Source organism: Comamonas sp. (assembly GCF_036666375.1).
GTDB lineage: Bacteria > Pseudomonadota > Gammaproteobacteria > Burkholderiales > Burkholderiaceae_C > Comamonas.
Window position 1 is genome coordinate 1 of sequence record NZ_JAVWWA010000078.1, and the last position, 12762, is coordinate 12762.

The window sequence follows — 12762 nt, forward strand, 5'->3', positions numbered from 1 at the left end:
AAAAAAGAGCCGCATCAAGCGGCTCTTTCTCATGGTGCAGGAACGCCTTAGAACGGGGCCGATTCCGGATCCGAATCCTCGGGCGCTTCCTTGGGGCCGGTCACGGCCATGGCCTTGCCCTTGGCCGCGGCCAGGCGCACGCCCAGCACTTCGGCCGGTGCGGCCTGCTGCAGCGCGGCCGGCAGGCCTTCGCCGAGCGCCGTGCGGCCTTCGCCGCCCAGGGCCTCGATCAGATCGGGCAGCAGCTTGCTGAGCTCGCCCGTGGCAATTGCCACGTCGGCGTCAAAGCCGCCGTCGTCCTTGGACTGGCCGTCGAACACGGTTTCCAGGAAGGTGATCTTCTTGACCTGCAGGCCTTCGGTCAGCACCAGGGAAACGCGGTCGTCCCAGGTCAGCGCGAGCTTGGTGGGCAGCTTGCCGGCCTCTATGTGCGCCTTGACTTCATCGATGTCCAGCGGGTGGCGCGCATAGCGCACCACCGACTTGGCCTCGTCGGCGCTCTTGAGCTCGCACTCCTGGTCTATGGTGAAGCCCACGGGCGGCTCCTGGCTGGACAGCCAATGCGCCATGGCGGCCTGGGCCGCGGTCTGCGTGTCAAGCAATGCGACGGCAAAGCCAGGCAGTCCATCGACCAGCAGCGTCACGACTTCGTCGGCGCGTGTCTGGCTGCCGGTGTCGAGCACCAGAAAGCGCGCGTCGGGGTCTATCCAGATCCACATGCCGCCCTGCTTGGTGAAAGCCATGGGCAGCAGGTCGAGCTTGGCTTCGTCCTTGAGCTCCTGCTTTTCCTTCTTGCCGGGCTTGCGGCCCGAATTGCGCTCGATCGCATCGGCCTTTTCCTGCACCTTGCGGTTGAGCACGCTGGCCGGCAGCATCTTGCTTTCGCTCATGAAGCGCAGGATCCACTGCCCGCCGACCGACTCGGCAAACAGGCCTTCGCCTTCGCCGCGCGGCTGCACCCAGCCGGCAGAGCGCTCCTGCGTGGCGCCGCACTCGGTGAACGGCGTGCGCGCCAGCGCTTCCTCCACCTGCTCCAAAGTACCCTGCCATTGCTCGGCAATGCGGTACACGATCATGTTCTTGAACATCCACTACCTTCGTTCATTCGGCAAAGGGGTTTGTCGCCGGCGCGCGCCGACACTCCCCGCACCCGGTGATGACCATCATCACCCTGATTGATTTGAAATCTACAAGCCTCGGCGCAAACCATACAAGGCTTCGGCGGCCGCGTGCCTGTAAAAAAGCGTTTCACGGCGACGCCGCAACTTGGCACTACTTTACACAGCATCACGCAGCCCACATGCGAGCGTTACATGCGCATCGCAAACTGACATCCAGCGCTGCAGTTTCCCCGCCACAGCGTGTTCTTCCATCCCAAGAAAGGATCAGCTCCATGGCTATTTTCCAACGTACCCTGACTGCCACCGCCGCCGCTGCCACCGTCTTTGCCGCGCTGGCCATGCCGACATGGGCACAGACACCGGCCGCAGCTCCCGCAGCAGCCACAAGCATCGCCGCCGAACCCGCAGCCCGTGGTCCAGGCCACCACCCGCGTGACCCTGCGGCGCATGAAAAGCGCATGGCCGAAAAGGCCCAGAAATTCCAGACGGCGCTGCAACTCACGCCCGCCCAGCAAGCCGGCTGGAACACCTACCGCGAAGCGGTCAAGCCCCAGCCCCATGGCAAGCGCATGGACCGCGAGAGCTTCGCCAAATTGACCACGCCGCAACGCATAGACCACATGCAGCAGCAGCGCGCCGAACGCAATGCCCAGGCAGACCGTCGTGCGCAAGCGACCAAGACCTTCTATGCAACGCTGAGCCCCGCGCAGCAGAAAACCTTTGACGCCGAGAGTCTGCGCTTTGGCCCGCATCACGGCAAGCGCCATGGCCCCCATGGCGAACATCGCCACGCACCTGCGGCCGCAGCGCCTGCCAAGTAACTATGCCCAGGCCCTTGCGGCTTGCCAACCCCCAAAGCAGGCCTTGTGCCTGCTTTTTTCATGGCGAATCGATGGTCAGCGTTGCGCCGGCTGCGCAAGCCCCTACAGCGCTTGAGGGGGGAAAAGCATCACGCGACATTTGCTGTCAAAAACATGGTTTCATCCTCCATACACTTGTTTAAAAGCGTAATTTATTCAGTCCATTGGAGTTGTTAACAATGCCGTTGAAACTATCTCGCCTCGCCTCCTCATGGACCGCTGGCATGGCCTTACTGTTAGCCAGTTGGGGCGCGCAGTCCCAACCCGTTTTCAATGACCACTCTCCCACCTGGTATGCGCAGGGCGCCGTGGGGGCCAGCGATGCCTATGCAGCCAGCGTAGGTGTGACCTTGCCCTGGAAGCAATGGACCTACGGTCTGGGCTCTGGCCAGGTCACCGGTCACTGGGATCTGTTTGCGAGCCACTGGTCCAGCCATACGCTCAGAGATGAACGCCAGCGCTCCTATGTCATTGGCGTGATACCCACGCTGCGCTGGCGTGGCGATCAAGGCCTGTCGCCCTGGTTCGCTCAGGCCGGCACCGGTCTCGCATGGTCCAGCGCCTACTACCAATCGCACGACAAGCTTTTCAGCACGCGCTACAACTTCGCCACACACCTCGCCGTAGGCACCAATTTCGGCGCGCGGCGCGAACACGAGGTCATGTTGCGCCTTGAACATTTTTCGAATGCCGGCATCAAGCGCCCCAACCCGGGCGAAAACTTCCTGCAACTGCGCTACGCCCACCGGTTCTGAAACTGATCAGTTATCCACAGAGTCGCCCAGAAAAGCTGCAAACTCTGCCCCCGAACCGCCCGCCAGGGCGGTTTTTTTATGCCTCGCATGCCTGTGGATAAACCTGAGGGGAAAATTGGGAAATCTATGCAGTTATCCACAAGCATACTGATCATTTGAAAGTTGTACCCAATCGGCATGCAGCAGCGACAGCCCTCTGGACACATGCTTTCAAGGATTGCAACCTATTGATTTCAATGAATAAATCCAAGTTATCCACAAAAAATGGGCACCTCTACTACTACGACTATCTATAAATAGAAATATTAGGAACAACAACAGCGCACAATTTTTGGGCAGCTTTTCAGAAGTTGCCTCAATGCGGTTGGCGTGCCTTTTCGATCCAAGGCTCGACAAAAAATAAACACAGCAGCAAAACAACGGTGGAAAGCAACCAAAAAAAAAGTTATCCACTCCTAAATTAATAGCTAACTATCCAATAAAGACTAGGCAAATATCACTAAATCTGTGGAAAAAACAACAGCCGCAGACTCTGTGGATATCTAAATATCAACCTCTTTGTTATCCACAGGAAGTTCAGATTTATGAAAGTTATCCACTTTTGCCGTACATCGAGAACAGGGCTTCACGCACAGCCTTTTGGAAAACATAAGATGTTGATTTTTATAAGGAAATTTAAGTTATCCACAGAAACAGCGCGGATCTACTACTACGACTAATTTCTTATAGTGAAATAAATGAACAACTAGGAGAGTTCCTGGGACAAGCCGTCGAAACACCGCATCCAGGCAAATCCGTCTTGCATCGCAGACGGAAAAAGCGCAAAGTTCAAACCTCCGTGAACCGGACAAGCATGAAAAGCGCCGGGTTTTCTGGAAAAAATGACCAATTTGGGGACAACTACCTCTGAAATTACTCAAAACGAAGAGTTGTCCACAGCTTGTTATCAACATCGGTGGAAAAATGCGCGGCGCCATGGCCAGGCGCGGCTAAGTCGTTGTTTTTATTAGGTGTTCAAATAAATTCAACGCAATGCGGCCGCTGGCGCTGCGGCTGTAACCCGGTTACATGCGGTTTTTTGGGTGTTCGCCCCGTGTTTTGGCACGCGTTGGGACAGATTCGGACCTTGGCAGAGGCAAGCAAGACGCGAGGCGGGACGGAGGACCTGTGAGTGCCCGGCTCCGCCGCCGGAACGGCCTGCAGGGCCATTGACGTCATGGCGAGGGAAAGCCGGTCATGTGAGCGTTGGGCGGCCAGAAGTCAAATGCAGGCACTGATGCCCGGCGTTTCAGACCAAGGCGCGATATGCGTGGCAAAGGGCCCGCAAGGCCTCAGGAAGGGCCGCAACCGCCAGGACGATGGCAGGGGTGAGGAAATCATCAAACCGCGGGCCCTGGCGGTTTGTGCGCGTTCTCGGCGAAGCGCGCTGGAGATATCGATGGAGCGATGGCTCCATCGGGGGCCCGTTGCCGGCGCCACGTGCGCCGCAACGCCAGGCTCAGGCTTTTTTCAGAAACACCGACTTGAGCATGAAGCTGCCCTGCTCGGTCTTGCAGTCGACGTCATGGTCGCCGTTGCCATGGACCAGGCGAATGCTCTTGATCTTCGTGCCCTTCTTGATCACGGTCGATGATCCCTTGACCTTGAGGTCCTTGATCAGCAGCACCGCGTCGCCATCGGCCAGCAGCGTGCCGTTGGCATCGCGGATGCTGCCGTCGCCGGTCTCGCTTTCCTCTGCGGCCTCCTGGCCGCTTTGGGGCCACTCAAACGCGCAGTCGGGGCACAGGTAGCTCGCGCCGTCGGGATAGGTGTTCTCAAGGCCGCACTGGGGGCAGGCCGGGACTTGTTCTGGCATGGGGAAAACTTTCTCTTTCAAGTGGAAACGATGCAATGGTTGATGGGCCCTGCCCTTTTATCTTGGCGGGCGCTTTTCGAGCGCAAAAGGCGGCAGGCCGTTGAGCAGCCGCTGGCCATAGCTGGTGTGCACCAGGCGCTTGTCATAGCAGTAGACAAATGCCCGGTCCTCTTCGGTGCGGATCGCACGGCCTACCCATTGGGCCAGGCGTATGGCCGTGGCGGGCACCACGAGCTCGCTGAAGGGGTCCCTGCCTGCGCTGCGCAGCCATTCGGCGCGGGCTTCTCCCACGGGGTCGTCTGGCGGGGCAAACGGCAGCTTGGTGATGAACAGCGACTCGCACAGCGCGCCCGGCAGATCCAGCCCCTCGCCGAACGACTGCATGCCGAAGATGATGGAGGGCTGGCCGTCTGCGACCCGCTCGCGGTGCAGGGCCAGCAGCTGGGCGCGCGGCATGGCCGTTTGCACCAGCACATTGGCGCGCATTGCGGTCGAGAGGGCGTCGACGGCCTGGCGCATCTGCTCGCGCGAAGTGAAGAGCACCAGCGCGCCGGATTCGACGCGTGCCAGGTCATGCAGCAGCGCCTCCACCATCTCGCTGGTGAAGGCGCTGGCCTGGCGTGGATCGGCATGGGTCTGCGCGGCAACGAATATGCCCTGGGACGCGTAGTCGAACGGGCTGGGCACTTCGAGCGTGGTTACTGCCGCATCGCCGTGCAGGCCGGATTCGCGCAGGAAGAAGTCAAATTGTCCACAGCTTGTTAAAGTGGCCGAAGTCAGCACCGCGCCGCGTACCTGCGACCACAGATGGCGGCGCAGAGTCGCTCCCGGCAGCAGCGGACTGGCATGGGCCTTGACCACGATGAACTCGCCATCTGTCTCCAACGTGAACCATTTTGCGTTGGGAACATACTGACTGTCGTCATTTTCCGCAGGCTGCTGCAGCAGCAGTTGGGCCGTGTCGTATACCGATTCGAGTCGGGGTGCGAGCGCGCCGACCTGTGCATACATTGTGGATAACCTGCGGGCTTCTTCGGGTTTGTCGCGAATCTCCACGCGCAGTGCCTTGGAGATTGCGCGCAGTGCGTCCAGAAAGCCACTGGCGTGGTGCGAAGCCTGGGCCAGGGGTTCGAGCAGTGCCTCGGGCAGTATTCCGCGCGTTGCGCGCACCCGCGCCGGTCCCCAGCTGTCCTTCTGCGACTTGAGTTCGTCGCCGTAGAAATCCATCACCAGGCGGGCCAGATCCTGCAGCGTCTGGCGCAGCTGGCTCGAGTGGGTCGGTACGTCGGCGACCTCCTCGACTTCGAGCATGGTGCCCACGCGCAGCGCGCGGCTGGCGAGTTTGTCTATCCAGCCCAGACGGCTCAAGTCAAGTGCGCAGGCGAATTGGGACAGTGCGGTGGCCGGCAGGTGGTGGGCCTCGTCGAGCACCAGCAGACAGTTGTCCAGGTCGGGCAGCAGGCGCGCGCCCAGCGAAGACAGCAGCAGATCATGGTTGGCCACGATCACCTGGGCCGCAACCATGGATTTGCGGCGTTCATAGTAAGTGCAGCCATCGAAAGCCGGGCAATGTTTGCCGGTGCAGGAGCTCGACTCGGCCGCGACCGGACTCCAGGCCTCGGGTTCGGGGGGCGTGGCCAGCGAGTCGCGGTCGCCGTCCCAAACTCCTGTGGCCATGGCGTCGGCCATGCTCGCATAGAACTGCATGCGCGCCTCGAGTTCCTGGGCCGGACGCGCCCGGGTCGCGGCTTCTTCCTCGGCGAACAGGTCGTCGGCCGCGTCATGCGATTCGCCCGTGCCCGCGAGGCGCTCGAGCTTGAGCTTGCAGACAAAGCGTCCGCGGCCCTTGGCGAGGGCGAATTTGAACGGCTGCTCAAGCTGTGCAGCGAGGGCCGGCAAATCCTTGTTGACCAACTGCTCCTGCAGCGCCACGGTCGCGGTCGAGATCAGCACCCGGGTGCCGCGCGCCAGCGCGAGCGTGATCGCGGGAATGCTGTAGGCCAGCGATTTTCCAACGCCCGTTCCGGCTTGAATTACCGCAATGGAGCGTTCCGGCTCCGGAGCATCGTCATCGACTTTTCCGAGCTGGGCGGTGCTGAACGTGGTGGCGACCTGGGCCGCCATGCGGCGCTGACCTTCGCGGCCGCGAAACCCGGGGATGGACGCGACGACATCATCGAACGATTCAAGGCCCAACTGGGCCCACTTTTGCTGGGACATTGAGAGCGGAATGGACTGGCTTTTCGACGGCCTGTCGGTATAAATAAGAAATAAAACACAGATATGTAGTGAATAAGATGTTAAATCTTATGTTTTCTACGCTACATACGGTGCTTTTGAGCACATACAACCTGTGTTGCATACGCGTTTGAGCCGGTCATGGAAGTGCCGACTGTGTATTTTCGCAGGACTGAGGATTCTGTGGATAAGAGCGGATAAGTTTTTGCCGGCTTCTGTGGGAGGAAACTTATCCACAGCATTTTTTGCGTGACTTCAGGTGCATACACTGTGCGTATCTCTGGGGACAGCTATGCGGATTGTCAGAGGATTGCATGGAAAATTCGTTGCCGGCCAATGACTTGCGCAGACTATGCACAGGTTGTCCAGAAAGTTGGCTGGAGATGACCCAAAACCACACAGGCATCAGCAGCCATTTATCCACAGTACAGCCTGCACATAGCGTGCCTGCGCTGTGCATAGTGATGCGCCCCTGCGATGGGTTGCGCACGCATGGACCCATCCCGGGCGGCGGCTGCGGCCCAAATCCTGGCGATTCCCGTTTCTGCTTAAAAAACAGGCAAAAAAGGCTCAATCTTTGGCAGTCTGCGACCAAAAAATGGGGTTTACCCGGGGGGATTTGGTTTAAAGCTATTCATAACGTAGCTGTAAAGTGTTGTTTTCAAAGGATATATCGGGTTCTGCAGCCGATTTCAGCTTTGGCGATGGGCAAGCCGTGAAAGCATGCTTGCCCATGGTTTGTAATTTTTCTTATCTTTTTGTTCGGCTGATTCGGCTATCTGAAACCATATGCCCATAGCCTGAATAAAAATGACGCTGTGGTATTGCGCAGAGAGTGCAACAATGTGTTGTCGAACCTGGCTGCTTGTTTTACCTGCCCATTGATTTCCAGACGCGGACCTGCCGCGTGGCACAGGGCTTGGTACGGAGGACGCTGCCGGTGCTCGCAACGCCAACAACCACAGTGTGAACAGGCTTAAGCTTCCATATGCCCACGTCGCCTCTCACTTCGTCCGCGATGGATAACGCTTCATACCTTTACAGGCATGAACTGCAAAGCCGTTACCGCTGGCTGCGCTTTGCTCCGGACATAGAGCGCGAATTCATGAATTTCCTGCGCGAATCCCAATCGGTGAATTTCGTGGCTTGCGCCTGGATCGGGCTCGCGCTGTGGCTGGGCATTGTGGGCTGGGATGTGCTGCGCTACCTGCAGCACATTCAAGGTACGGCGATCGAGGCGAGCTATCTGCACATCATCATTCCCACGCGGCTGGTGAATCTGCTGGCGCTGGGCGCACTGCTGATCAGTCTGCCGCGTCTGCGTCACAGCGCCTGGATGGGGACTGCGGGCCTGGCGACCATCGCGGTGTATTGCGTCTGCGCTTTCATATGCGCCTATGTGTACAACCGGCTGGACATCCGCGATGGCATGGCCGCATCGATCCTGATTCTGATGACGGTGCTGTTTCCCTGCGGCATGACGCTCAGGCAGGCGCTGCCGACCAGTGCGCTGCTCATTGCTGCCTACTGGCTCACGGCATGGCAGTTTCTGTCGCCCGCACGCTGGGAAGCGTTTCGCGACACCGGCAGTCTGCTGATGGTGTGCCTGGGCATGATGGCCTTCGGCAGCTATCTGCGCGAACGCGGTGCGCGCGAGCAGTTTCTGCTGCGCCGCCTGCTGGATTGGGAGGCCGCGCACGACCCGCTCACCGGCCTGGCCAATCGCCGCAGCTTCCAGCGGCATTTCGACGTCTGCCTGGCGCAGGCGCAGCGCGACGGCAAGACGTTGATGCTGGCCATCCTGGACCTCGACCATTTCAAGCTCTACAACGACCATTACGGCCACAAGGCGGGCGACCGGGCGTTGCAGCAGGTGGCGCTGGTCCTCGGACACTATGCGGCGCGTCCCATGGACATGGCGATACGCCTGGGCGGCGAGGAATTCGGTCTGCTGAGCTATGCCGACGAAGCGCCGGCGCTGACCCGGCGCATGCAGCATCTGCTCGCGCAGCTGCAGGGGCTGCATATCCTGCATGAATACTCGCCCACGGCCTCGTGCCTCACGGCCAGCATAGGCATCGCCCAGGCCGAGCCCGCGGCCACCACCGACAGCCTGTTCCTGCAGGCCGATGCCCAGCTTTACCGTGCCAAGGAAGCGGGCCGCAACCGGGTCTGCGGGCCCGACACCAGTGCGGAGGCCGGCAGTACCAAGCCTGCCGAAAAGTCCGCCGTCGCGTCCGCCTGAGCGCTAGGCCCGCGGCGCCGTTCAGGCGATCGGATTGCCGTTCTTGTGTGCAATGACCTGGGCCATGATGCTCACGGCGATTTCGGCCGGCGTCTTGCTGCCTATGGACAGGCCTGCGGGCGAGTGCAGGCGCGCGAGCGTGTCGGGCGCGACATCGAAATGCTCCTGCATGCGCTCGCGCCGGCTCTGGGCGTTGCGGCGCGAACCGATGGCGCCGACATAGAAGGCCGGGCTCTGCATGGCTTCGAGCAAGGCCATGTCGTCTAGCTTGGGGTCGTGGCTCAGCGCGATCACGCAGCTGCGCAGATCGGGTCTGAAGGCCGTCACGGCGTCATCGGGCATCAGCGTGCTGCGCTGCACGCCCTGGATCTGCAGCGAGGCCATGTATTCCTGGCGCGGGTCGCAGATGGTCACGACGAAACCGTTGAAGATGGCCATGGTCGCGAGGTATTCGCTCAGCGTGCCCGCGCCTATGAGCAGCATGCGGTAGCCCGGTCCCAGCACGTTGTGCAGGGTCTGGGCGTCGATGGCCAGCGCCTGGGGCGCATCGGTCTGGCCCAGCGTGGCCTGGCCGGTCGCCAGATCCAGGCTGCGGCGCACCAGCGCGCCCGACAGCAGCTGTTCGGTCAGTTGCAGCAGCCCCTGTGCATCCGGGTCGAATTCGAGCACCAGTTCGAGCGTGCCGCCGCAGGGCAGGCCGAAGCGATGGGCTTCGTCGGCGGTGACTCCGTAGGTGACATGGCGCGGCGGCTGGGCCCAGCCGCGCGCATGGTCCATCTGCTCGCCCAGGCGTGTGTAGCGCTGCAGCAGGTCGTCCTCGATGCAGCCGCCCGAGACCGAGCCTACGGTCTGGCCGTTTTCGCACAGCGCCATCATCGCGCCCACGGGCCGGGGCGACGAACCCCAGGTGCGCACGACCGTGGCGAGCACGGCGTGCAGGCCCTGGGCACGCCAGCGGTGCAGTTGTTGCAGGACGGTGATATCGATGTGGTTCATGCGGCGTGCTTGCGAGAAATATGCCCATCCATATCCGACCCTTCGATCCTTCGACCGGCTCAGGACTCAGGGCGAACGGGTAAATGGCCGGCCCTTCAATCCTTCGTCGGGCTCGGAGCCCAGGGCCCAGAGGTGACGAAGAACGAAGGGTTGCATGGAAAGTGTAGACCGGGCCACCGCGCTGCGCTCTGTGCGCTGGCCCTTTGCACACTCAGTGGTGGGCCTTGGCCGGATCGGTCTCGGCGCGCACCTTGGCCACGGTCTGCTTCAGGTCGGGCCATTCCTGCAGGCCGTACTGGGCGCGCATGGTGTTGAGCAGCACCGCGATCTGTGCGTCGCTGAGCGCGTAGCGGAACGACGGCATGGTACCCAGTTCCGCATGCGCGGGCGCCTGTATGCCTTCGAGCACGGCGCGCACGGCGTTGTTGGGCGACTGCGCATGCATGTTGGTGTTGAGCGCGAGCTGCGGGCGGCTGCCGAACGTGGATTCGGCAAGCTGGCCCTGCGGATCGCTGCTGTGGCAGCTCATGCACGCGCCCTGGTACAGGCGCAGGCCCTGGGCATCGGCGGGAACGGCTTGCGCGGTCTCGGCCTTGCGCACCAGTGCCTGGGCGTCGACGGGCTGGGCGTCGGCCTTCTTGTACGACAGGATGTACGTGGTCAGCGCCTGCAGGTCCTTGTCGTCGAGCTGGGCCAGGCCATGGGCCACGGGGGCCATGGGGCCAGCCGCCACGCCATGGCGCTGCGAGGCACCGGTGCGGAAATACTGCAGCAGGTCATCGGACGTCCAGGGCACGGGCGCGGCCGTGGCCGTGGTCAGCGCAGGCGCATCCCAGCCTTCGGCGGAACCGCCGGCCAGATGGAAGATGCCTTTCTTTTCGCCGGCAAACGCATCGCGTGGCGAATGGCAGGCACTGCAGTGGCCCAGGCCTTCGGCGATGTAGGCGCCGCGGTTCCATTCGGGCGTCTGGGTGGCGACATCGGCCACGGGGCCGGGTGTCAGATTCATCCAGTTCCAGACCGCGATGCCACGGCGGATGTTGAACGGAAAGCCCAGTGCGGTTTGCGGCGCTTCGCTTTTGACCGCGGGCTGCGACATCAGATAGGCATAGATGTCATGCATATCTGCGTCCGTCACGCGCGTGAACGCGGTGTACGGGAACGCGGGGTACAGATGCCGGCCTTCGCGGTCCACGCCGTGGCGCATGGCGCGCTCGAACGCCTCGTACGACCAGCGGCCGATGCCGGTTTCGGGATCGGGCGTGATGTTGGTCGAGTAGATGGTGCCGAACGGGCTGGGCATGGGAAAGCCGCCCGCGTTCTCGGCGCCGTTCTTGGCGGTGTGGCAGACCGCGCAGTCGCCCATTGCGACCAGCGTCTTGCCGTTGGCAATCTGCTGGGCCGAGAAGTCCTGCACCGCAATGCTTTGCTGGGGCGCGATTTCGCCATGGTGGGTCACGGCGAGGAAGGCGACGCCGGCGACGGCGACCAGGCCCACGCCCCCCAGGGTGATTTTCTTGATGGTTTTCATGTGGCTGTCCGGGGGTTATTTGCGGGCTTGGGCCTGGCGCAGCGCGGCCAGTACACGGCTGGGCGTGAACGGCACTTCCGTGAGGCGCACGCCGATGGCGTCGAAGACGGCGTTGGCGATCGCGGCGGCGCTGGGCACCGAGGCCGACTCGCCCGCGCCCATGGGCGCTTCATGCGGCAGCTCGAGCAGTTCGATCTGAACTTCGGGCAGTTCGTCGAAGCGCAGCAGCGGATAGCCGCCCCAGTCGAGCGACGTGGTGCCGCTGGCGTCGAAGGTCACGAACTCCTTGAGCGCGCGGCTCGTCGACTGGATGATGTTGCCGTGCACCTGGTGGCGCACGCCGGCCGGGTTGACCATGGCGCCGCAGTCGTGGGTGCAGAACACCTTGTCGACCTTGATTTCACCGGTCTCGCGGTTGACCGAGACATCGCAGACCCAGGCGGCCCAGGCCGCGCCGAAGCCCGGGAACTTGCTGTGGAAGTAGCGCGCGTAGGCAAAGCCCCGGCCCTTGGCGATCTTTTGATCGGCCGCGGTGGGCGCGCGGAACGCGACCCCGTCCTGCCACTGGCTCAGGCGGTGGGCAGCCTTCATCACGCCGACCGCGCGCTCGTCCTTCATGTAGCGCAGGCGGTAGGCAATCGGGTCGGCCTTGGCCAGGTAGGCGGCTTCGTCAATCCAGCATTCGTGCGCCAGCACATTGGGCAGGGCCGACACGCCGCGCATCCAGGACGCGCGCACCATGGGCGCGGCGTCCAGCGACACCGCGCGCACCGAAGGGTAGTCGTACAGCGGGATCGACGTGCGGTCGCCCATCTGCAGCACCTTCTTCTCGTTCTTGACCTTGCCGGTCAGCACCAGCGCCAGCGTGGGCGAGAGGTTCGACGGGTAGCTGGTCTGCAGCTCGTAGGCGACGACATTGCCGGCGTCGTCCAGGCCGCCGCGCAGCTTGATCAGCTGGCCCGTGCCCTTGGGCTCCCAGCCCGATTCCTGCTCGCGCATCAGCTGCACGCGCACCGGCTTGCCGACGGCGCGCGCCAGCAGCAGCGCATCGGCGGCGACGTCGTCGGCGCAATTGCGGCCGTAGCAGCCCGAGGCTTCCATGCGGTGCACGTTGACATAGTCGGCGTGCAGGTCGATGAGCTTGCCCAGGTCCTTGCGCAG

Annotated in this window: 9 protein-coding genes; 3 read left to right on the forward strand and 6 right to left on the reverse strand. The window is 62.1% G+C overall.

The annotated features are described in order from the left end of the window. Positions 1 to 47 precede the first annotated feature (47 nt). Entirely contained in the window at positions 48 to 1088 is a 1041-nt protein-coding gene (locus RR928_RS17320; protein ID WP_332538640.1) for a recombination-associated protein RdgC, read from the reverse strand. A gap of 68 nt (positions 1089 to 1156) precedes the next feature. Between RR928_RS17320 and RR928_RS17325 the strand changes: the two genes are divergently transcribed. Together RR928_RS17325 and RR928_RS17330 are read left to right on the forward strand one after the other, a co-directional pair. Then, positions 1157 to 1942 carry a Spy/CpxP family protein refolding chaperone gene (locus RR928_RS17325; protein ID WP_332538639.1) on the forward strand — a complete coding sequence of 262 codons (786 nt, stop codon included), beginning with the start codon at positions 1157 to 1159 and terminating at the stop codon, positions 1940 to 1942. A 218-nt stretch (positions 1943 to 2160) separates the two neighbouring features. Then, positions 2161 to 2736: an acyloxyacyl hydrolase gene (locus RR928_RS17330; RefSeq protein WP_332538638.1), complete on the forward strand. Its 576-nt coding sequence runs from the start codon at positions 2161 to 2163 to the stop codon at positions 2734 to 2736. Between the two features lie 1498 nt (positions 2737 to 4234). Here RR928_RS17330 and RR928_RS17335 read toward each other — a convergent pair. Next, the gene (locus RR928_RS17335) at positions 4235 to 4591 is read right to left on the reverse strand and encodes a zinc ribbon domain-containing protein YjdM (RefSeq protein WP_332548873.1); all 357 of its coding nucleotides are present in this window, start codon (positions 4589 to 4591) and stop codon (positions 4235 to 4237) included. A 57-nt stretch (positions 4592 to 4648) separates the two neighbouring features. Then, positions 4649 to 6811: an ATP-dependent DNA helicase DinG gene (gene dinG / locus RR928_RS17340; RefSeq protein WP_332548871.1), complete on the reverse strand. Its 2163-nt coding sequence runs from the start codon at positions 6809 to 6811 to the stop codon at positions 4649 to 4651. A 1036-nt stretch (positions 6812 to 7847) separates the two neighbouring features. Here dinG and RR928_RS17345 point away from each other — a divergent pair. Further along, positions 7848 to 9074 carry a GGDEF domain-containing protein gene (locus tag RR928_RS17345; RefSeq protein ID WP_332538634.1) on the forward strand — a complete coding sequence of 409 codons (1227 nt, stop codon included), beginning with the start codon at positions 7848 to 7850 and terminating at the stop codon, positions 9072 to 9074. A 21-nt stretch (positions 9075 to 9095) separates the two neighbouring features. On the opposite strand, the gene RR928_RS17350 is transcribed toward RR928_RS17345, so the two are convergent. From RR928_RS17350 to RR928_RS17360, 3 genes are all read right to left on the reverse strand, one after another. Then, positions 9096 to 10070: an XdhC family protein gene (locus tag RR928_RS17350; protein ID WP_332548869.1), complete on the reverse strand. Its 975-nt coding sequence runs from the start codon at positions 10068 to 10070 to the stop codon at positions 9096 to 9098. 211 nt (positions 10071 to 10281) lie between these two features. After that, on the reverse strand, positions 10282 to 11601 hold the full coding sequence (locus RR928_RS17355) for a cytochrome c (protein ID WP_332683492.1): 1320 nt from the start codon (positions 11599 to 11601) through the stop codon (positions 10282 to 10284). A gap of 15 nt (positions 11602 to 11616) precedes the next feature. After that, positions 11617 to 12762: molybdopterin cofactor-binding domain-containing protein (locus RR928_RS17360; protein ID WP_332683497.1), on the reverse strand; the 1146-nt coding region annotated here is incomplete at its 5' end.